General features: G+C 71.1%; 18 protein-coding genes. 9 read left to right on the top strand and 9 right to left on the bottom strand.

What is annotated here, in order from left to right; all coding sequences use genetic code 11:
* Nucleotides 1-94: 94 nt before the first annotated feature.
* Nucleotides 95-583 carry a ribose-5-phosphate isomerase gene (locus B7C62_09800; GenBank protein ID ARF72532.1) on the bottom strand — a complete coding sequence of 163 codons (489 nt, stop codon included), beginning with the start codon at nucleotides 581-583 and terminating at the stop codon, nucleotides 95-97.
* Between the two features lie 244 nt (nucleotides 584-827).
* Here B7C62_09800 and B7C62_09805 point away from each other — a divergent pair, with 244 nt between their 5' ends.
* On the top strand, nucleotides 828-2,261 hold the full coding sequence (locus B7C62_09805) for an amino acid transporter (GenBank protein ARF72533.1): 1,434 nt from the start codon (nucleotides 828-830) through the stop codon (nucleotides 2,259-2,261).
* A gap of 218 nt (nucleotides 2,262-2,479) precedes the next feature.
* Here the strand turns inward: B7C62_09805 and B7C62_09810 are convergent, their stop codons facing one another.
* Nucleotides 2,480-3,073: a biotin transporter BioY gene (locus tag B7C62_09810; GenBank protein ID ARF72534.1), complete on the bottom strand. Its 594-nt coding sequence runs from the start codon at nucleotides 3,071-3,073 to the stop codon at nucleotides 2,480-2,482.
* A 277-nt stretch (nucleotides 3,074-3,350) separates the two neighbouring features.
* On the opposite strand from B7C62_09810, the gene B7C62_09815 reads away from it, so the two are divergent.
* Together B7C62_09815 and B7C62_09820 are read left to right on the top strand one after the other, a co-directional pair.
* Entirely contained in the window at nucleotides 3,351-4,778 is a 1,428-nt protein-coding gene (locus B7C62_09815; protein ID ARF72535.1) for an amino acid transporter, read from the top strand.
* Between the two features lie 120 nt (nucleotides 4,779-4,898).
* Complete coding sequence (locus tag B7C62_09820; GenBank protein ID ARF72536.1) at nucleotides 4,899-6,347, top strand: amino acid transporter; 1,449 nt, start codon at nucleotides 4,899-4,901, stop codon at nucleotides 6,345-6,347.
* An 85-nt stretch (nucleotides 6,348-6,432) separates the two neighbouring features.
* Here the strand turns inward: B7C62_09820 and B7C62_09825 are convergent, their stop codons facing one another.
* Nucleotides 6,433-8,337, bottom strand: a complete 1,905-nt coding sequence (locus tag B7C62_09825) for a hypothetical protein (protein ID ARF72537.1) — start codon at nucleotides 8,335-8,337, stop codon at nucleotides 6,433-6,435.
* A gap of 260 nt (nucleotides 8,338-8,597) precedes the next feature.
* Here B7C62_09825 and B7C62_09830 point away from each other — a divergent pair, with 260 nt between their 5' ends.
* Complete coding sequence (locus B7C62_09830; protein ARF72538.1) at nucleotides 8,598-9,677, top strand: glycerophosphodiester phosphodiesterase; 1,080 nt, start codon at nucleotides 8,598-8,600, stop codon at nucleotides 9,675-9,677.
* Nucleotides 9,678-9,684: 7 nt separating this feature from the next.
* Here the strand turns inward: B7C62_09830 and B7C62_09835 are convergent, their stop codons facing one another.
* Both B7C62_09835 and B7C62_09840 read right to left on the bottom strand, forming a co-directional pair.
* A complete protein-coding gene (locus B7C62_09835) occupies nucleotides 9,685-10,356 on the bottom strand; it encodes a DNA starvation/stationary phase protection protein (GenBank protein ARF72539.1) in 672 nt (223 codons plus the stop codon).
* A 50-nt stretch (nucleotides 10,357-10,406) separates the two neighbouring features.
* Nucleotides 10,407-12,635, bottom strand: coding sequence for a transketolase (locus B7C62_09840; protein ARF77074.1), 2,229 nt, complete (start codon nucleotides 12,633-12,635; stop codon nucleotides 10,407-10,409).
* A 316-nt stretch (nucleotides 12,636-12,951) separates the two neighbouring features.
* Here B7C62_09840 and B7C62_09845 point away from each other — a divergent pair, with 316 nt between their 5' ends.
* The 3 genes from B7C62_09845 to B7C62_09855 all read left to right on the top strand — a co-directional run bounded on the left by B7C62_09845 (nucleotide 12,952) and on the right by B7C62_09855 (nucleotide 14,844).
* On the top strand, nucleotides 12,952-13,593 hold the full coding sequence (locus B7C62_09845) for a superoxide dismutase (protein ARF72540.1): 642 nt from the start codon (nucleotides 12,952-12,954) through the stop codon (nucleotides 13,591-13,593).
* A gap of 169 nt (nucleotides 13,594-13,762) precedes the next feature.
* On the top strand, nucleotides 13,763-14,104 hold the full coding sequence (locus B7C62_09850) for a transcriptional regulator (protein ARF72541.1): 342 nt from the start codon (nucleotides 13,763-13,765) through the stop codon (nucleotides 14,102-14,104).
* Entirely contained in the window at nucleotides 14,101-14,844 is a 744-nt protein-coding gene (locus B7C62_09855; GenBank protein ARF72542.1) for a hypothetical protein, read from the top strand. The genes B7C62_09850 and B7C62_09855 overlap by 4 nt, the downstream gene beginning before the upstream one ends.
* Before the next feature lie 4 nt (nucleotides 14,845-14,848).
* Here the strand turns inward: B7C62_09855 and B7C62_09860 are convergent, their stop codons facing one another.
* Nucleotides 14,849-15,568, bottom strand: a complete 720-nt coding sequence (locus B7C62_09860) for a hypothetical protein (GenBank protein ID ARF77075.1) — start codon at nucleotides 15,566-15,568, stop codon at nucleotides 14,849-14,851.
* 233 nt (nucleotides 15,569-15,801) lie between these two features.
* Between B7C62_09860 and B7C62_09865 the strand changes: the two genes are divergently transcribed.
* Nucleotides 15,802-16,467 carry an acetyltransferase gene (locus B7C62_09865; GenBank protein ID ARF72543.1) on the top strand — a complete coding sequence of 222 codons (666 nt, stop codon included), beginning with the start codon at nucleotides 15,802-15,804 and terminating at the stop codon, nucleotides 16,465-16,467.
* A gap of 15 nt (nucleotides 16,468-16,482) precedes the next feature.
* On the opposite strand, the gene B7C62_09870 is transcribed toward B7C62_09865, so the two are convergent.
* A complete protein-coding gene (locus B7C62_09870) occupies nucleotides 16,483-16,956 on the bottom strand; it encodes a hypothetical protein (protein ID ARF72544.1) in 474 nt (157 codons plus the stop codon).
* Nucleotides 16,957-17,092: 136 nt separating this feature from the next.
* Here B7C62_09870 and B7C62_09875 point away from each other — a divergent pair, with 136 nt between their 5' ends.
* Nucleotides 17,093-17,629 carry a mini-circle protein gene (locus B7C62_09875; protein ARF72545.1) on the top strand — a complete coding sequence of 179 codons (537 nt, stop codon included), beginning with the start codon at nucleotides 17,093-17,095 and terminating at the stop codon, nucleotides 17,627-17,629.
* A 55-nt stretch (nucleotides 17,630-17,684) separates the two neighbouring features.
* Here the strand turns inward: B7C62_09875 and B7C62_09880 are convergent, their stop codons facing one another.
* Nucleotides 17,685-17,891: a DUF397 domain-containing protein gene (locus B7C62_09880; GenBank protein ARF72546.1), complete on the bottom strand. Its 207-nt coding sequence runs from the start codon at nucleotides 17,889-17,891 to the stop codon at nucleotides 17,685-17,687.
* Nucleotides 17,888-18,766 carry a transcriptional regulator gene (locus B7C62_09885; GenBank protein ID ARF72547.1) on the bottom strand — a complete coding sequence of 293 codons (879 nt, stop codon included), beginning with the start codon at nucleotides 18,764-18,766 and terminating at the stop codon, nucleotides 17,888-17,890. The genes B7C62_09880 and B7C62_09885 overlap by 4 nt, the downstream gene beginning before the upstream one ends.
* Between the last annotated feature and the right edge of the window lie 5 nt (nucleotides 18,767-18,771).

Genomic DNA, 18,771 nt, shown 5'->3' on the forward strand with positions numbered 1-18,771 from the left:
CCGGTGCTGCTGCTGTCCTGCGGAAGGGCGGGCGGTACGGGGTGACATGACCGTGCCGCCGGGTGCGGGCCCGGCGGCACAGGTGGTGCGGGGGTCAGCCCTGCTGGGGGTGGTGGGCCGGGATCGGGGGGAGCTCGCCGGTGGTCTCGTACGCCGAGAGCATCTCGATGCGGCGCGTGTGGCGCTCCTCGTTCGAGTACGGCGTGGCGAGGAAGATCTCGACGAACTTGGTCGACTCCTCCAGCGTGTGCATCCGCCCGCCGATCGCGACGACGTTGGCGTTGTTGTGCTCGCGGCCGAGGGCGGCGGTCTGCTCGCTCCAGGCCAGTGCGGCGCGGACGCCCTTGACCTTGTTGGCGGCGATCTGCTCGCCGTTGCCGGAGCCGCCGATCACGATGCCGAGGCTGTCCGGGTCGGCGGCCGTCTTCTCCGCGGCACGCAGGCAGAACGGCGGGTAGTCGTCCTGGGCGTCGTAGATGTGAGGACCGCAGTCGACGGCCTCGTGGCCGTGGGCCCCGAGCCACTCGACGAGGTGGTTCTTGAGTTCGTAACCGGCATGGTCAGATCCGAGGTACACGCGCATGGTGCGAAGTGTGGCACGAACTTCGCGGGGCAGCGGTCAGCGGGGTCGGAGCCCGTCGGCCACCGACCGTGTGGCGAACGCCACGTGGGTAATGATCAGGCAAATGATCCGGAGGAGAGGGTTCCGTTTCTGCCTTCTTCCGGGCTTGAATGCGTGGCCTTGCCCCCCGCGGCTTCCGCACCACCCCACGTGGAGCGCGGAGCGGGGCACACCCTCATGCACGGAAACGTTAGGACTTCCCCCCATGACGTCGCAGACGACGCTGGCGAGGCCGGGCCACGAGCCCGGTGAGCCGGACCGGCCGGACTCGTCGGGCGGGCTTCAGGCAGGACTGAAGAACCGCCACCTCTCGATGATCGCGATCGGCGGTGTGATCGGTGCCGGGCTCTTCGTGGGCTCCAGTGCGGGCATCGCGGCGGCCGGTCCGGCGATCCTCATCTCGTACGCGATGGTCGGCCTGCTGGTCGTCCTCGTGATGCGGATGCTCGGCGAGATGGCCGCCGCCCGCCCGAGTTCGGGCTCCTTCTCCGCCTACGCCGACCAGGCGCTGGGCCGTTGGGCCGGGTTCTCCATCGGCTGGCTCTACTGGTTCTTCTGGGTCGTGGTGCTCGCCGTGGAGGCCACGGCAGGCGCCAAAATCCTGGAGAGCTGGATTCCGGGCGTCCCGCAGTGGGCCTGGGCGCTGATCGTGATGGTCGTGCTGACCGCCACCAACCTGGTCTCGGTGGGCAGTTACGGTGAGTTCGAGTTCTGGTTCGCCGGGATCAAGGTCGTGGCGATCGCCGCGTTCGTGGTCGTCGGCCTGCTCGCCGTCTTCGGGCTGCTGCCCGGTTCGGACAACCCCGGTTCGGGTCTCGCGCATCTGACGGACTCCGGCGGGTTCTTCCCCGAGGGGCCGGGGGCCATCCTGACCGGGGTGCTGATGGTGGTCTTCTCGTTCATGGGCAGCGAGATCGTGACCCTGGCGGCCGGTGAGTCGGCGGACCCTCAGCGGGCCGTGTCGAAGGCGACCAACAGCGTGATCTGGCGGATCGCCGTCTTCTACCTCGGCTCGATCTTCGTCGTGCTGACGCTGCTGCCGTGGAACGACCCGTCGATCCTGGAGAAGGGCAGCTATGTGGCCGCCCTGGACTCGATCGGCATCCCGCACGCCGGTCAGGTGATGGACTTCATCGTGCTGACGGCCGTGCTGTCCTGTCTCAACTCCGGCCTGTACACGGCCTCCCGGATGGCGTTCTCCCTCGGTGAGCGGGGCGACGCGCCGAAGTCCTTCGCCAGGGTCAACCAGCGGGGCGTGCCGCAGGCGGCGATCCTGTCCTCGGTCGTCTTCGGCTTCGTGGCGGTGTTCTTCAACTACCAGTGGCCCGACACGGTGTTCCAGTTCCTGCTGAACTCCTCGGGCGCGGTGGCCCTGTTCGTCTGGCTGGTCATCTGCTTCACCCAGCTGCGGATGCGCGGGATCATCCTGCGCGAGACCCCCGGCAAGCTGGTCGTACGGATGTGGCTCTTCCCGTATCTGACCTGGGCGACGATCGCGATGATCTCCTTCGTCCTGGTCTACATGCTGACCGACGACACCGCCCGCGAACAGGTCGTGCTGTCGCTGCTGGTCGCGGCGCTGGTGGTGGGCGTCTCGCTGTTCCGCGAGGTGCGCGGGCGCAGGGCCGCCGCCGGGTGATCCGTACGTGGTGGGCGAGTGGTCCGTACGTGTTCCCCGTCCGGTGATCCACAAGCGCCACCGCCTGACGACTGCCCGATCGACGGAGCCCCGTCGCCGCCATGAGCGTCATGGCGGGGACGGGGCTCCGTCGTGGTCCCCGGCGGGTGCGGGAGGGATGAGCCTGCCGGACAGGGCGGGCGGGCCTTCCCAGCGGCCCGTACGGGGCCGGGGGATCGTCAGTCGCGGCGGCCGAGGAGCTTCCAGGCGGCGGGCAGGGCGCCCATCGCCAGGGCCGCCTTGAGCGCGTCGCCGATCAGGAACGGGACGAGCCCGGCCGCCACGGCGGCGCTGAGGGACATGCCGGTGGCGAGCGCCAGGTAGGGGACGCCGACGGCGTAGATGATCGCGGAGCCGATCACCATCGTGCCCGCCGTGCGCAGCACCGAGCGGTCGCCGCCGCGCCGGGCGAGGGCGCCGACGACGGTGGCGGCGAGCAGCATCCCGAGGATGTAGCCGAGGGACGGCATCGCGTAGCCCGAGGTGCCCTCCGCGAACCACGGCATCCCGGCCATGCCGACGACCGCGTACACCGCGAGGGAGAGGAAGCCGCGGCGGGCGCCGAGCGAGGTGCCGATGAGCAGGGCGGCGAAGGTCTGGCCGGTGACGGGGACCGGGGAGCCGGGGACCGGGACGGCGATCTGGGCCGCGATGCCGGTGAGGGCGGCGCCGCCCAGCACGAGGGCCGCGTCGACGGCGTAGCGGTGCCGGACTGCGGGCAGCAGGTCGGCGAGGACCGCTCCGGGGCGGACGGGGGCGGCAGCAGTGCTCATCGGGGACTCCGCGGGTGAGGGCAGGCAGTGGGGTGGGACAGGTGAGGTGGGACTGCTGCCGACGTTAGCTCAGAGGTCAACGCTCGTTCACCATCAGCCGCCCACAAAGCGGTGGTTGACGGGTTGGTGGGGTTCACACAAAGGCCGCCGCGCAATCGCCGTCAGGCGTGATGCTCGTCACGGAGGTGAGGCGGTGGGTGACCCGTTTTGCCGGGAAGGGTGTCACGGCCCCAGACTGTAGGTTCCCCATAAATGATCCGAGAGTGACCCGCACCCCATGCACGACGCTCCCCTCTCCCCCGCCGGGGCCCCCACGCCCCCCGCGGAGCCCCTCGAACACGGCCTGAAACAGCGCCACCTCACGATGCTCGGGCTCGGCGGGGTGATCGGGGCCGGGCTGTTCGTGGGGTCGGGTGCCGGGATCGCGGTGGCCGGGCCCGCCATCGTCGTCTCGTATCTGATCGCGGGCGCGCTCGCGATGCTGGTGATGCGGATGCTCGGCGAGATGTCCGCCGCGATGCCCGCCTCCGGCTCCTTCTCGGTGCACGCGGAACGGGCGCTGGGGCGGTGGGCCGGGTTCAGTGTCGGCTGGCTGTACTGGTTCCTGCTGGTGGTGGTCCTCGCCGTGGAGGCGACGGCCGCCGCGCAGATCGCCCACGGGTGGGTGCCGGCGGTCGAACCGTGGGCGTGGGTGCTGCTGTTCATGGTGGTGTTCACCGCGGCGAACCTGACGGCGGTGAAGAACTTCGGCGAGTTCGAGTTCTGGTTCGCCTCCCTGAAGGTCGTCGCGATCGTGGTCTTCCTGGGGCTGGGTGTGCTGGCCGTCCTGGGGTGGCTCCCGGACACCGATCCGGTGGGGATGGCCAACCTGACCGGGCAGGGAGGCTTCCTGCCGAACGGCTGGGGCGGGGTGGTCGCCGGGGTGCTGACCGTGGTCTTCGCCTTCGGCGGCCTGGAGGTCGTCACCATCGCCGCCGCCGAGACGGCCGACCCGGCCCGCGCGGTGGGGCGCGCGGTGCGCAGTGCGGTGGTGCGCATCCTCTTCTTCTACGTCGGTTCGATGCTGGTCATCGTGACCGTGCTGCCGTGGACCGCCCAGCAGGCCGGGCTGAGCCCGTATGTGAAGGTGCTGGACACGATCGGGGTGCCGTCGGCCGGGCAGATCATGAACATCGTGGTGTTCGTGGCGCTGCTCTCCGCGCTCAACGCCAATCTGTACGGCTCCTCGCGGATGGTGTTCTCGCTGGCCGAGCGCGGGGAGGCGCCGCGCGGGCTGCTGAAGGTGTCCCGTAAGCCCGGAACGGAGGGCGGGGTGCCCCGGCGGGCGGTGCTGGCGTCGGTGGCCTTCGGCTTCGTCTCCGTACTGCTCAATCTGCTCTGGCCGGACACCGTGTTCCTCTACATGCTCAACTCGGTCGGCGCGGTGCTCCTGTTCGTCTGGGCGCTGATCGCCGCCTCCCAGCTGCGGCTGCGCGCCCGGCTGGAGCAGGAGGCCCCGGGGGCGCTGGTACTGCGGATGTGGTGCTTCCCGTATCTGACCTGGCTGACGCTGGCCGGGCTGCTGGGGGTGCTGGTACTCATGCTGACCGACGCCGACGCGCGGCCGCAGGTGCTGTGGTCGGCGGGGGCGACGGCGCTGGTGCTGCTGGTGGCGGTGGGGCGTCAGTGGCGGGAGGGCAAAAGGTCGGCGCTCACCGACCGGTAGGCGCGTGTGCACCTTGTGTGAGGCTCGTGCCCGTATAGCGGACACCCGTTCCGTGTGAGCGGTACGGATGCTCAGACTGTGGGTTCTTCCCCTGTCTCAGCTACCGAACAGAGCTCGTCCATGTCTCGGACCTCCGTGTCTCCCCCCACCGCTGACTCCGCAGCCGCCGCCGGAGCCTCGACGGACTCCGCGCTCACCCACGGTCTCAAACAGCGGCACCTGTCGATGATCGCCCTCGGCGGGGTGATCGGCGCCGGACTCTTCGTCGGCTCCGGGGCCGGGATCGCCGCCGCCGGGCCCTCGATCGTCGTGGCGTACGCCCTCTCCGGGCTGCTCGTCATGATGGTGATGCGCATGCTCGGCGAGATGTCGGCCGCCAACCCGGCCTCCGGCTCCTTCTCCGTGCACGCCGAACGGGCGATCGGCCCCTGGGCCGGGTTCACCGCGGGCTGGTCCTTCTGGTTCCTGCTCTGCGTCGCCGTCGGCCTGGAGGGCATCGGCGCCGCCCAGATCGTCAGCGGCTGGCTGCCCGGGACGCCGGAGTGGGCGTGGGTCGCCCTGTTCATGGTGATCTTCCTGGGGACGAACCTGGCCGCCGTGAAGAACTTCGGCGAGTTCGAGTTCTGGTTCGCCGCGCTGAAGGTCATCGCGATCACCCTGTTCCTGGTGCTCGGCCTGCTGGCGATCCTCGGCGTGCTCCCGGACACGGACGCGCCCGGCCTGGCCAACCTCACCGGCGACGGCGGCTTCCTGCCCAAGGGCATGGACGGCTTCATCATCGGACTCCTCGCCTCCGTCTTCGCGTACGGCGGTCTGGAGACGGTCACCATCGCCGCCGCCGAGTCCGAGAACCCGGTGCAGGGCGTCGCGAAGGCGGTCCGTACGGCGATGTGGCGCATCGCGGTCTTCTACATCGGCTCGATGGCGGTCATCGTCACCCTGGTCCCCTGGGACAACCCGAAGGTCGCCGAGGTCGGCCCCTTCTACGCGATGCTCGACCACCTCGGCGTCGGCAGCGCCGCGCAGATCATGAACGTGGTCATCCTCATCGCCCTGCTCTCCGCGATGAACGCCAACATCTACGGCGCTTCGCGCATGGCCCGCTCCCTCGTCGCCCGGGGCCAGGGACCGGCCGTGCTCGGCCGGATCTCCTCCGGGGTACCGCGCAACGCGGTGCTGTTCTCCTCGGTGTTCGGCTTCCTGTGCGTGCTGCTCAGCTACTGGCGGCCGGACGACGTCTTCCCCTGGCTGCTGAACATGATCGGCGCCGTGATCCTGGTGGTGTGGATCTTCATCGCCGTCTCGCAGCTGATCCTGCGCCGCCGCACCGAGCGCGAGGCGCCGGAGAAGCTGGTCGTACGGATGTGGCTCTTCCCGGTCCTGACGATCGTGGCGCTCGCGGGCATGGCGGGCATCTTCCTGCTGATGCTGCGCCAGCCGGACACCCGTGACCAGCTGCTGGCCACGGGTGCGCTGACGGCGGTGCTGATCGGGATCGGTGCCGTACGCCAGCGGCGTCGCGGGAACGCCGGGCCCACGGAGGCGGAGATCCCCGCGCAGCGGAAGTAGGCGGTCCGAGCGGGCCCGGGGCGCGGCCGGTCACAGCAGAAGCCCGGGGCCCGGTGGTCACAGCAGGGACCCCGGGCCCGGGCGGTCACAGCAGGAGCAGCACCGCCGCGCCCCAGAGCACCGACAGGGCCACCAGCGGCGGCCCGACCGGCATGCCCTGCCGTGCCGTCGGAGCCTCCTCCAGCGGCCGCAGCTCCGGGCGGAGCAGGAGCGCCCCCAACTCCTCGGCGGCGCGCACGGCATGCGGTTCGCGGCCCAGGCGGCGCTCCAGCCACACCCAGCCGGTGGGCGAGACCTCGACGGTGGAGTCCTTGCCGAGGCGGAGGTGGATGCCGTTGTCGGAGTGGCGTACGGCCGTGATCTCGTCCCACCGGACCTGCCGCACCCGCCACGCCCCGGTCACCCACAGCCCGTCCCGGTCGGCGGTGATCCGCCAGGTGAGCGCCGTCGACACGGCCGTCACCAGCCACGGCACACCCACGATCAGCCACAGCCAGGTCCACGACAGCCCGTCGTCGAGCGCGGCCCAGATGCCGCCGCCCTGCACCACCAGCAGGCCGAGGCCGATCGCGCGCGAGAAGCCGTGCGCCTTCCACACCCGGGGGGCCGCCGTGGGCGTCAGCCCGGCGGCGATCTCGTCGACGGACCTCCGCGCGTTCTTCGCGCTCTTCGTGCCCCTCGCGCTCTCCAGCCGACGGGACCACGCACCGAGCTTCGGGCCCCCCTCCACGGCCGACTTCACGGCGGTGGTGCTGCACTGCACCGACACCTCGTCCGGGGCGTCCGGGTCGTCCGGGTCGTCGCGCGCGACGAAGGCGAGTTCGGCGCCGGTGCAGGGAGCGCCGTACAGGACGGCCTCCCGCAGCGGCGGGGGCGGGTCCTCGCCCCGGAAAATGTCCGCAACCCTGCTGAGGTCGACTTCGGAGGCGTCATCGATGTCTTCCTCCTCATCCTCCTCTTCGAAGGCGTACATCGAGTGGAAGTGCAGGATCGGCCGGAGGCCCTCTCTGTCGTCGGCCGCGAACACCCAGGTGCGGCTGTCGTCATGGTCCTCGCGCACCAGCACGCGCAGCACCGGCAGCGGCTCGCGCCGCAGCCGCCGGGCACGGGTCCGCCCGTCCACTCCGTTCGCGAAGAACGCCAGCCCCGCGACGGAGGCGAGCATCACCAGCATTTCCCAGCCGAAGGCGTCGAACGGCTCCGCGACCAGGGCCGCCCAGTCGCCGTCCACCACGACATCGACCCGGCTGTCCTCGGGGAAGTCCTCGGGAAAGTCCGTCTCGAAGCGATGGGTGCGCCCGTCGGCCTCCACCGTGAGGACGGCGATGTCGTCGCCGTCCTGCTGCACGGCCGTGACCACCCCGGACACCTGGGTGGCGCGTGCGGCCCGCTCCTCGTACGCGTCGGCGACCCGCTGGGTCTGCCATACGCCGAACACCGTGGCGGCCAGCATCAGCGCGGCCAGGAGGAAGGAGAACCGCCCCCGGCGGAACGTCCGCGCGGCGGCGGGCAACGGGTGGGTGACCGCCCCGGCCGCCTCCAGGGCCAGCTCCCGCTGCCGCCCCGCGAGGGCCAGCCGGTGGACGAGACCGACGGCGGTGAAGGCGGCGGCCAGGAGGAACACGAGCGCGGAGACCTCTTCGAACACCGCCGTGGAGCGGCCTTCCGTGAAGAACACCGCCAGCACGGCCCCGAGCGCCACGAGCGCGAGCCGGGGCTGCCGCACCACCCAGTACAGGGTCAGCAGCAGAAGGGCCATCAGCCCGATCCCCGGCCAGTCGGTGCCGCACGGGGCGGCGGTCGTACAGGCGTCGACGGGGGACGCCGCGATGTCCCAGACCAGCGAAGCGGCCAGCACCGGCACCGCCACCACGGGGCGCGCCCACCGGGCGGGCGCGGCGTCGAGCCAGCGCCGGGCGTCGGGGGTCCGCCAGGCGGCGGTGCCGGGCGGTATGTGGTCGGCGGGGAGGGGGACGGGGGGTCTCTTCACCAGCGCATTATGGCCGGGTGCGGTGTCCGGTCTGTCCGGGGCCCCCGGCGTTCGCCGCTGGGTCCGGTCTGTCCGGGCCCTCGGCGTTCGCCGCCCGGGTGCGCGTTCCCGGCCCGGCGGGAGAAGCCGGGAGGGGGCGGGTGGACCGGCCGGGGAACACGGCTACCCGTGGACTGCCGGTCATGGCAGGGACGTACGCCGTACGCCCGGCCGTCATCCGCCCTCGCTTCCGTGGAGGCTCCGCCACCCGAGGAGCTGTCATGTCCCCTGCACGCCCTGCCGACCGGGCACCGAGACGCCGTTCGGTCCTCCTGGCCACCGCCGCCGCCACGGTCGCGGCCACCACCCCCGCCGTCGCCTCCGCCCCCGCGGGCCGCCGTCCCCCGGGCCCGCTGGTCATCGGCCATCGCGGGGCGGCGGGGTGGCGCCCCGAGCACACCGCCGACGCGTACACCTACGCCGTACGGGCCGGGGCCGACTGGATCGAGCCGGACCTCGTGCCGACGAAGGACCACGTCCTGGTCGTCCGGCACGAGAACGAGATCGGCGGGACCACCGATGTCGCGGACCGGCCGGAGTTCGCGGACCGCCGCACCACGAAGACGGTGGACGGCAGGGCGGTGACCGGCTGGTTCACCGAGGACTTCACGCTGCGCGAGCTGAGGACGCTGCGTACGGTCGAGCGGCTGCCGCTGGTCCGCAACCGGAACACGGTCTTCGACGGGCGGGGGCGGGTGATGACCTTCCAGGAGGTGATCGACCTGGCCCGGCGGCTGTCGAGGGAGTCGGGCCGCCGGATCGCGGTCTTCCCGGAGACCAAGCACCCGACGTACTTCCGGTCGGTCGGACTGCCGCTGGAGGAGGAGCTGATCCGGGTGATCCGCCGCAACCGGCTGACCGCCCGGGAGTGTGTCGTCCAGTCCTTCGAACCGTCGAGCCTGCGCCGCATCGCCGCCGCCCGCCTCGGCCTCCCCCTCTGGCAGGCGCTGGGCACGAGCGGTGGCCCCTATGGTCACGCGGTCACCTACAAGGACATGATGACCCCGGCCGGGCTGCGGGAGATCGCCTCGTACGCGCAGTGGATCGGCCCGGACAAGTCCTCCCTCGTCCCGCCGCACACGCTCCTCGCGGACGCGCACGCGGCGGGGCTGAAGGTGGGGGCGTACACCTTCCGCGCGGAGAACCAGTACCTCCCGGCCGCCCACCGCCGGGGCACCGCGCCGAACGACTTCGGCGACGCGTTCGCCGAGTACGCCTTCCACTACGGGCAGGGCGTGGACGCGGTGGTGACGGACTTCCCGGACCTGGCGGTGCGGGCGCGGGAGGAGCTGCGCGGTTAGGGCCTTCTCAGCGGGTGGTGCGCTTGTTCGCCGTCGCCTTCTTGGCGGTCTTCCTGGCCGCCGTCTTCTTGGCGGGCGTCCTGGCGGGGGCGGGCAGGGCCGTCTTCTTGGCCGGGGTGCGCCGGGGGGACGCGGCGGCGGCCGCCTCCTTCTCGGTGTCGGCACCGGCGGTGGACAAGGTGCCGGAGCTGCTCTCCAGGTGGGCGCGGACGAACCACTGGAACTGCTCCAGTCCGCGCAGGTGCTCGATGAGCAGGTCCTCGGTGACGGGGTCGATCCCGCCGGCCTTCTCGACCGCCGCGCGGTGGTCCTCGATGATCCCCGTGTAGACCAGGTCCAGGGCGCCGAGGTGGGCGATGGCGTCGGCGCGGCCGACGCTGTAGTCGTCCCAGGTGCGCTCCTTGACCAGGACGCCCGGGGTGCCCTGCGGTTCGCCGCCGAGGGCGGAGATCCGCTCGGCCGCCGCGTCGGCCATGTCCCGTACGGCGGCGGTCTGCGGGTCGAGCATCTCGTGGACGGCGATGAAGTGCGGCCCGACCACGTTCCAGTGGATGTGCTTGAGGGTGAGCGCGAGGTCGTTCAGCGCGTGCAGACGCAGCGTCAGGAGGTCGATGACCTTCCGGCCCTCGTCGACGCCGAGGCCGGGGACGGTGTAGCGGGGGGTGCGTGCGGGGGACATGGGGCTCCTGTTCGTAGAGGGGTCGAGGGTGGTGGGGTGTGTGAGGGGGACTAACCGGCGTCGCCGGTGCCGCCCTCGGTCGGGGTGGCGCCGGGGCGTTCGCCGCCGGGCCGGACGGGTCCGGCGGCGGCGCGGATGCTCGCCAGGGCGGCGTCGGCCACCGCGCGGGGCGTGATGCCGAACTCCTCGTACAGCCGCTCGTAGTCGGCCGAGGCGCCGAAGTGCTCCAGGCTGACCATGCGGCCCGCGTCGCCCACGATGTCCCGCCAGCCCTGGGCCACGGCGGCCTCGACGCTGACCCTGGCCCGTACGGCGGGCGGCAGTACCTCGTCCTGGTACGCGTACGGCTGGTCGGCGAACCACTCGCGGCAGGGCAGGGAGACCACCCGGGCGTCGTGCCCCTCGGCGGCCAGCAACTCCCGTGCTTCCAGGGCGATATGGACCTCCGATCCGGTACCGACGAGGATGACGTCGGGGGTGGCGCCACGGCTGTCGGCGAGTACGTATCCGCCGCGCGCGGCTCCTTCGGCGGAGGCGTACCCGCTCTCCCCCCGCTCCAGGACGGGCAGCGGCTGCCGGGTCAGGGCGAGACCGGCGGGCCGGTCGTGGTGCTCCAAGACCGTGCGCCAGCAGACGGAGGTCTCGTTGGCGTCGGCGGGCCGTACGACGTCGAGGCCGGGGATCGCGCGGAGTGCGGCCAGTTGCTCGACGGGCTGGTGGGTGGGGCCGTCCTCGCCGAGGCCGATGGAGTCGTGGGTCCAGACGTAGGTGACCGGGAGCTTCATCAGGGCGGCGAGGCGGACGGCCGGGCGCATGTAGTCGCTGAAGATCAGGAACGTACCGCCGTAGGGCCGGGTGAGGCTCTGGAGCGCGATGCCGTTGAGGACCGCGCCCATGGCGTGCTCGCGGATGCCGAAGTGGAGCGTACGGCCGTAGGGGTCGCCGGGGAACTCACCGGTCTGCTTCCCCTCGGGCACGAAGGACGGCTCGCCCTCCATGGTGGTGTTGTTGCTGCCCGCGAGGTCGGCCGAGCCGCCCCACAGTTCGGGCAGCACGGGGGCCAGCGCGGTCAGTACATCGCCGGACGCCTTGCGGGTGGCGATGCCCTTGGGGTCGGCGTCGAAGACGGGGAGGCCGGCGGCCCAGCCGTCGGGGAGGCGCCGCTCGCGCAACCGGTCGAGGAGCGCGGCGCGTTGGGGGTGGGCAGCGCGCCACTCCTCGTAACGGGGCTGCCAGGAGCGGTGGGCCTCGGCGCCCCGCTCCCGTACCGCACGGGCGTGCTTCAGTACGTCGTCCTCGACGGTGAAGTCCGCGTCCGGGTCGAAGCCGAGCAGCTTCTTGGTGGCGGCCACTTCGTCGTCGCCGAGCGCGGAGCCGTGGGCCTTGCCGGTGTTCTGCTTGGTGGGCGCGGGCCAGCCGATGATCGTGCGGAGCAGGATCAGGGAGGGCCGGCCGCTCTCGTTCTTCGCGGCCTCGACGGCGGCGAGGAGGGCGTCGACGTCCTCCACGTAGTCGCCGGTGCGGGTGAAGTCGACCGTCTGGACGTGCCAGCCGTACGAGGAGTAGCGGGCGGTCACGTCCTCGCTGAACGCGATGTCGGTGTCGTCCTCGATGGAGATGTGGTTGGAGTCGTAGAAGACGACGAGGTTGCCGAGCTCCTGGTGTCCGGCGAGCGAACTGGCCTCGGACGTGACGCCTTCCATCAGGTCGCCGTCGGAGGCGACGACGTACACATGGTGGTCGAAGGGGCTGGTGCCGGGCGCCGCGTCGGGGTCGAGCAGGCCGCGCTCCCGGCGGGCCGCCATGGCCATGCCGACGGCGGAGGCGAGCCCCTGGCCGAGCGGTCCGGTGGTGATCTCGACGCCCCGGGTGTGGCGGTACTCCGGGTGGCCGGGGGTGCTGGAACCCCAGGTGCGCAGCGCCTTCAGGTCGTCCAGCTCCATCCCGTACCCGCTCAGGTACAGCTGGATGTAGAGGGTGAGGCTGGAGTGGCCGCAGGAGAGGACGAAGCGGTCGCGCCCGAGCCACTGGTCGTCGGCCGGATCATGGCGCATGACCTGCTGGAAGAGCAGGTACGCCAGCGGGGCCAGGCTCATCGCGGTGCCGGGGTGGCCGTGGCCCGCCTTCTGCACGGCGTCGGCGGCCAGCAGCCGGACGGTGTCGACGGCCCGGACGTCGAGCGGACCCCAGCCCGCCGCGTCCGCGACCGGCGGGGCGAGCTTCGGATCACGGCCGGGGCCGGGGCCGTCCGGCGCTTCGGGGGCGTCGGTGGGTGCCATCAAGTCCTCCTGGTCGGTGGGGCGGGCGGCGGCGAGCGGCACACCTGCGGTCCCCCGAACCCGAGCCGCCCGGCTGTCTGGCCGGGTCCCCCGGAACGGCGGGTCCAAACGTGCGGTGGCGTACACGGAACGACAGAAGGAGCAAATCACCTTTGCAGGACAAAAGGGAGGAGGGGCGGCGCCGCGGGAAGAACAGCACCGCAGGTCCTAGGCCGAAGGGCTGATCACTTCGGAACACTCCTGCTGTTAGCCTGCTCCTGCATATAGGTTGCAATAACAACTGGACGGCATTCCCAGCAGTCGGAGGGCTCGCATCATGGCCACGTACACGCTCCCGGAACTCCCGTACGACTACGCGGCGCTCGAACCGGTCATCAACCCGCAGATCATCGAGCTGCACCACGACAAGCACCACGCCGCGTACGTCAAGGGTGCGAACGACACCCTGGAGCAGCTGGAAGAGGCCCGCGACAAGGAAGCCTGGGGAGCGATCAACGGCCTCCAGAAGAACCTCGCGTTCCACCTCTCCGGCCACATCCTGCACTCGATCTACTGGCACAACATGACCGGTGACGGCGGCGGCGAGCCCCTCGCGGCGGACGGCGTGGGCGACCTCGCGGACGCGATCACCGAGTCCTTCGGCTCCTTCGCGGGCTTCAAGGCCCAGCTGACGAAGGCTTCGGCCACCACCCAGGGCTCCGGCTGGGGCGTGCTCGCGTACGAGCCCCTCAGCGGCAAGCTGATCGTCGAGCAGGTCTACGACCACCAGGGCAACGTGGGCCAGGGCTCGGTCCCGATCCTGGTGTTCGACGCCTGGGAGCACGCCTTCTACCTTCAGTACAAGAACCAGAAGGTGGACTTCATCGAGGCGATGTGGCAGGTCGTCAACTGGCAGGACGTGGCGAAGCGTTACGCCGCCGCCAAGGAGCGCGCGGACGTGCTGCTGCTCGCCCCCTGACTCCGCTCCGGCGGTTGATGCGTCCTGCCTCGTGATCGTCTTCTCAACCTTCACTTCGGCAGGCGGATGGACGGAGAGCCCCCGCGAGGACGTGACTCGCGGGGGCTTTCCCCTGCCCGGCACTCTTTTTGGCTGTTAGCTATTTAGCTCATGTGCTAAACATGCAGCTATGGAATCCCCCTCAGCTCCCGACGACGAGGCGAGCGCCTTCCGCGCCCTGGCCGACCCCACCAGGCGTCAGATCCTGGAGGATCTGCGCGGGGGCGAGCTGGCCGCCGGGGAGATCGCCAGCCGGTTCTCGATCAGCGCCCCGTCCATCTCGCGCCACCTCGGCGTCCTCAAGGGGGCCGGGCTCGTCACCGAGCGCCGCGACGCCAACCGCATCCTCTACTCGCTCGCCGAGGAGCGCCTCGCCATGTGCGTGGGGCGCTTCCTGAGCGCCGTATGCCCCGAACAGATCGTGCTCCGCCACACCAAGTGGCGCCCCGCCCCGGAAGGCGATGCCCAGTGATCCGGTCCCGGCTCTCCAGCGTCATAGAGCGGCGCCTCCTGGTGAACTACCGGGTGGACCCGTACATCGCGGCGGCCCTGCTGCCCGCGCCGCTCCGCCCCCAACTGGTGCGCGGCCAGGCGGTGGCGGGCATCTGCCTGCTCCGGATCGGCGGCGTCCGTCCCGGCTGGGCCCCGGCCGCAACCGGCCTGAGCAGCGAGAACGCGGCGCACCGGATCTCCGTCGAGTGGGACGGCCCGGACGGTGTGGAGTGCGGCGTCTACATCCCGCGCCGCGACACCGCCTCCCGCCTCAACGCCTTCGCGGGCGGCCGGATCTACCCGGGCGAGCACGGCCGCGCGGACTTCACGGTGCGGGAGGAGGCCGACGCGGTGCGGGTGGCCTTCACGACCCGGGACGGGCAGGTGGAGGTCGACGCGACGGTGGAGCAGGCCGAGGAGCTGCGCGGGAGCGAGCTGTTCACGGACCTGGCGGAGGCGTCGGAGTTCTTCCGCCTGGGCCACCGGGGCCTCTCCCCCAACGCCGGGGGCACCCACCTGGACGTCCTGGAGCTGTCCACGGACGCCTGGAAGGTGACGGCGGGCCGACCCCGCACCGTACGCTCCTCGTTCTTCGAGGACCTGGACCGCTTCCCGCCCGGCAGCGCGGTGCTGGACAGTGCGCTGGTGATGCGGGGCGTACCGGCGGACTGGTCGCAGGGGGAGCCGTTCCGGGTGGGGTGCGGGGCGGCTGCGGGCTAGGCGTCTATTCCCGGACGCATCGGACGGGGAACAGGACGGCGGGCGCGGCGAGTTCGTCCGGGTGCGCGCCGGGGATGCGCAGGCAGGCGTCGGGGCTGCCGTCCTCGGGCGGGTAGTGGAGCACGACCTGTTCGAGCGCGGTGATGCGGCCGCCCCGGTGGAGCTCTGCCACCCGCGTACCGTCACCGTCCGGGAAGCGGCCCGAGAGACTCCCGAGGGCCACGGCCCCGCCCCCCTCGGCCGCGACCTCCCGGACGTCGAACCGCCAGTGCGCGGCGGCCTCGGCGAGGAGCCGCTTCCCCTCGTGCCCCGCTGCGGCGAGCAGGTCGGCGCCGCGCCTGAGGTGGTCCGCAAGCGCGCAGCAGATCGGGACGGCTTCGGCGTACGGGGTCGCCACCCGGGTGCGCCGCCCGTCGTGGGTGGCGAAGGCGAGGGCGTCGTCGAGCAGCCCGAGGGCGGTGGCCCCGGCCTGCGGGCGCCCGTGCCGGGCGATGGCGAGGAGGATGGGGGCGGCGACCACGGCGGCGGGGAAGACCGCCCCGCTGTGGTCGTGCAGGAGCCCGCCGCCCGCGAGGAGCGCGCCCGCGTCGGCGGCCTGGACGAGGCCCGTGGCCGTGGCGAGGGCACGCAGGCCGGTGGCGGCGTGGTCGGGCCGGTACAGATCGGCGGGCGCGGGCAGTCCGCTCCAGTCCACGGCTTCGATGTCCGCGGCTTCGATGTCCACGGTTTCGATGTCCGTGGCCTCGATGTCCGTGGCCTCGATCGCGTTCAGCACCACCGCATCGTCGCACCCCGGCCGCCGCACGGAAAATGCCCGCCGCTCGTCGGGCGGGGCTGCCACGATGGCTTTCGCGCCTTTCGCTGTCCGCTCCTTCGCCGTCTGCCGCCCGCCCTTCGCCGTCCGCGCGCTGCCCTTCATTCTCCGCCCCTTCTCCCGCAAGCCCCGGAAGCTGATCCATGAACCTCGGCCCCACTCCCACCCCCACCCCGGCCGACCCCACCGTCCTGCACCCGATGCCCGGCCAGCCACGGGTGGTGCAGCTGAAGCCGCTGGTCACCTCGGAGCTGATCGAGGCCGGGGAGTACTCGTACTACGACGACCCCGAGCACGCCACGGAGTTCGAGACCCGGAACGTGCTCTACCACTACGGCCCGGAGCGCCTGGTGATCGGCAAGTTCTGCGCGCTGGGGACGGGGGTGCGGTTCATCATGAACGGCGCCAATCACCGTATGGACGGCCCGTCCACGTTCCCGTTCCCGACGCTCGGCGGCTCCTGGTCCGACCACTTCGACCTGCTGACGGGCCTGCCCAACCGGGGCGACACGGTGATCGGCAACGACGTCTGGATCGGCTACGAGGCGGTGATCATGCCGGGCGTCCGCATCGGCCACGGCGCGATCGTCAGCTCGCGGTCCGTGGTCGTCTCGGACGTCCCGGACTACGGCATCGTGGGCGGCAACCCCGCCCGCCTGATCCGCACCCGGTACGAGGAGGCGGACATCGCGCGGCTGCTGGCGGTGGCCTGGTGGGACTGGCCTGCGGACCACCTGACTCGCCATATCCGTACGGTGATGTCGGGCACGGTCGCGGAGCTGGAGGCGGCGGCTCCGGGGGCGGAGTGATGCCGGGAGGGAGGGTCAGACGAAGTATGTCTCCGCGTCGTCCATGTCGCTGCTCATGAGGCTGAGCAACGCCTCGTACTTCTCGCGTCCAAGGTAGTAGGCCCCGGTGTGGTGCGAGAGGAAGAACCGACCGGATGCGTCGATGAGGAGAGTGGCCCCGTCGTAGGTGTCGTATCCGATCGGGAAGAGCTTCACGCCGAGGTCTCCGGCCAGTTCGGCGATCTCCTCGGCGTCGCCCCTGAACACGAGGTGCGGTGTGAAGACCGCGAAGTTCTCCGGGGCGGTATCGATGACCGCGCGGAGGGAGACGTGCTCACGGATGAAGGCCAGCGCCGCCGAAGAGGGCGTGATGTCGACCTCGTAGGCGCGATACCGCTCGGTCACGGCCACGACCGCTCGCGCCGCTTCCGCCTCGGCATCGCGCCCCGGGTGCCATCCGGCTTCTGCCAGCCACGCATCCACTTCTTCGGCTGTGCGAAGTGTTGGCATCGTTGCCCTCCTTCTCGGTGTGCGCCGTGACGCCGATCAGCGGAATCTGTCACAGCCGCAAAACGCCCCCACGTCCACCGCCGACAGCAATGAAACACCTGGTCGGAAACTGGCTCCCTGGGTAGGATCACCGCCTATGACCACAGTTGATCAAGAGCGCCCGGAGCCTCCGCTCGCCGGTGACGAGACCGCTGCCCTGCTGGGTTCCCTGGAGCGCCAACGCGCGACTTTCGCATGGAAGTGCGGCGGCCTGGACGCTGCCGGTATGAAGGCGACGGTCGGCGTCTCCACGATGACCCTGGGCGGCCTGCTCAAGCACATGGCCCATGTCGAGGACGCCCATTTCTCCCGCCTCCTGCTCGCCCAGGGCCCGGGCGCCCCCTGGGACACGGTGGACTGGGACGCCGAACCCGACTGGGACTGGAGGTCGGCCGCCGACGACACCCCGGACCAGCTGATGGAGCTGTGGCAGGCCGCCGTGGCACGCTCCCTCGCCGTGGTCGACGAGGCACTCACGCACGGCGGCCCGGAACAGCTGGGCCGGTTCACCACCGCCGACGGCACGTCGCCCAATCTGCGGCGCATCCTGATCGACATGATCGAGGAGTACGCGCGCCACATCGGGCACGCCGACCTGATCCGGGAATCGGTGGACGGGCTCGTCGGGGAATAGCACACCGCCGGGCGGCCACCGGAATCCCTGAACCGCCCGACTCACCCCGACCCGGTCAGCCCTCGAAGACGCCGGCCTTCACGCCGTCGATGAACGCGGCCCAGTGACCGGGGCCGTAGAACTGGAGCCCGGCACCCGGGTCCTTGCTGTCGCGCACGGCCCGGCCGCCGTCGGCGGTGTGGGCAACCTCGACGCACTCCTGCTGGCCGCCCTGCGAGGCGCTGGACTTCTTGAACTCCGTGACGATCTTCTTGCTGTTCATGTTGGCTCTTTCTCGGACTCGGGAAGGCTGGCGAGGCACTCACGCAGGAACGTGAGAGTCTGTGTGGGCGTCAGGGCAGACGATCGTAGAGCTTCGAAAATCTGGGCGTGCGTGGCCATTTCCTCCAGATCCTCGATGATGACCGTGCTCGTCGTACCGTCGAAGGCGACCGCGCCGGGCGCCGGTTCGGGCGCAAAGTGATACATCACGAAGTGAGAGGTCATGTGGGCCGCCTGCCACTCCGAAGCCGGCAGAACCTGCACGCTGACGTTCTGGCGCTGCGCCACGTTGAGGATGTGCAGTAGCTGATCGCGGTGCGCCTTCGGGGAGGGCATCGGGGCCGTGAGTGCCGGTTCCCATATGACAGCGGCGAACCGGGCTCCGTCCTCCTCGATCTTCTTCCGACGCACTCGGCGAATCGCCACCATCTCGTCGACGGCGTCAGGCGTGTGCACTGTCAGGCTCGCAGCGAGCAGGGACCTCAGATAGTCGTCGGTCTGCAACAGCCCCGGCAGGAACAGCGGCTGCCAGGTACGGATGTACGTGGCGTCGGATTCGAGCGTGATGACGTCCGCGTACTCCGGCTTTGCAGCCCACTTGTAATCGAGCCACCAGCCACGCCGGTTGGAATCCCGCGCAAGCTGCTCCAGGCGCTCGTAGACGGTCTTGTCTTCCACCCCGTAGAGCTCCAACAGAAGCCGCACGTCCCCGGGGCGCGCAGACACCTGCCCGGCCTCGACCCTGCTGATCTTGGCCTTGGAGCCCGCAATGTGGTCGGCGGCATGTATCTGATCGAGCTTGGCTGCCTCGCGGTAACGCCTGAGTTCGGCTCCTAAACGCCTACTGCGCACAGTAGGTCGTCCACCTGCGGGCATGTCCC

This window comes from Kitasatospora albolonga, assembly GCA_002082585.1.
GTDB classification, from domain to species: Bacteria; Actinomycetota; Actinomycetes; order Streptomycetales; family Streptomycetaceae; genus Streptomyces; species Streptomyces stephensoniae.

Bases quoted from the DNA above. Each gene is read 5' to 3' on its own strand.
- B7C62_09800 (ARF72532.1), bottom strand. From the start codon at position 583: ATGCGCGTGTACCTCGGATCTGACCATGCCGGTTACGAACTCAAGAAC.
- B7C62_09805 (ARF72533.1), top strand. From the start codon at position 828: ATGACGTCGCAGACGACGCTGGCGAGGCCGGGCCACGAGCCCGGTGAG.
- B7C62_09810 (ARF72534.1), bottom strand. From the start codon at position 3,073: ATGAGCACTGCTGCCGCCCCCGTCCGCCCCGGAGCGGTCCTCGCCGAC.
- B7C62_09815 (ARF72535.1), top strand. From the start codon at position 3,351: ATGCACGACGCTCCCCTCTCCCCCGCCGGGGCCCCCACGCCCCCCGCG.
- B7C62_09820 (ARF72536.1), top strand. From the start codon at position 4,899: ATGTCTCGGACCTCCGTGTCTCCCCCCACCGCTGACTCCGCAGCCGCC.
- B7C62_09830 (ARF72538.1), top strand. From the start codon at position 8,598: ATGTCCCCTGCACGCCCTGCCGACCGGGCACCGAGACGCCGTTCGGTC.
- B7C62_09835 (ARF72539.1), bottom strand. From the start codon at position 10,356: ATGTCCCCCGCACGCACCCCCCGCTACACCGTCCCCGGCCTCGGCGTC.
- B7C62_09840 (ARF77074.1), bottom strand. From the start codon at position 12,635: ATGGCACCCACCGACGCCCCCGAAGCGCCGGACGGCCCCGGCCCCGGC.
- B7C62_09845 (ARF72540.1), top strand. From the start codon at position 12,952: ATGGCCACGTACACGCTCCCGGAACTCCCGTACGACTACGCGGCGCTC.
- B7C62_09850 (ARF72541.1), top strand. From the start codon at position 13,763: ATGGAATCCCCCTCAGCTCCCGACGACGAGGCGAGCGCCTTCCGCGCC.
- B7C62_09865 (ARF72543.1), top strand. From the start codon at position 15,802: ATGAACCTCGGCCCCACTCCCACCCCCACCCCGGCCGACCCCACCGTC.
- B7C62_09870 (ARF72544.1), bottom strand. From the start codon at position 16,956: ATGCCAACACTTCGCACAGCCGAAGAAGTGGATGCGTGGCTGGCAGAA.
- B7C62_09875 (ARF72545.1), top strand. From the start codon at position 17,093: ATGACCACAGTTGATCAAGAGCGCCCGGAGCCTCCGCTCGCCGGTGAC.
- B7C62_09880 (ARF72546.1), bottom strand. From the start codon at position 17,891: ATGAACAGCAAGAAGATCGTCACGGAGTTCAAGAAGTCCAGCGCCTCG.
- B7C62_09885 (ARF72547.1), bottom strand. From the start codon at position 18,766: ATGCCCGCAGGTGGACGACCTACTGTGCGCAGTAGGCGTTTAGGAGCC.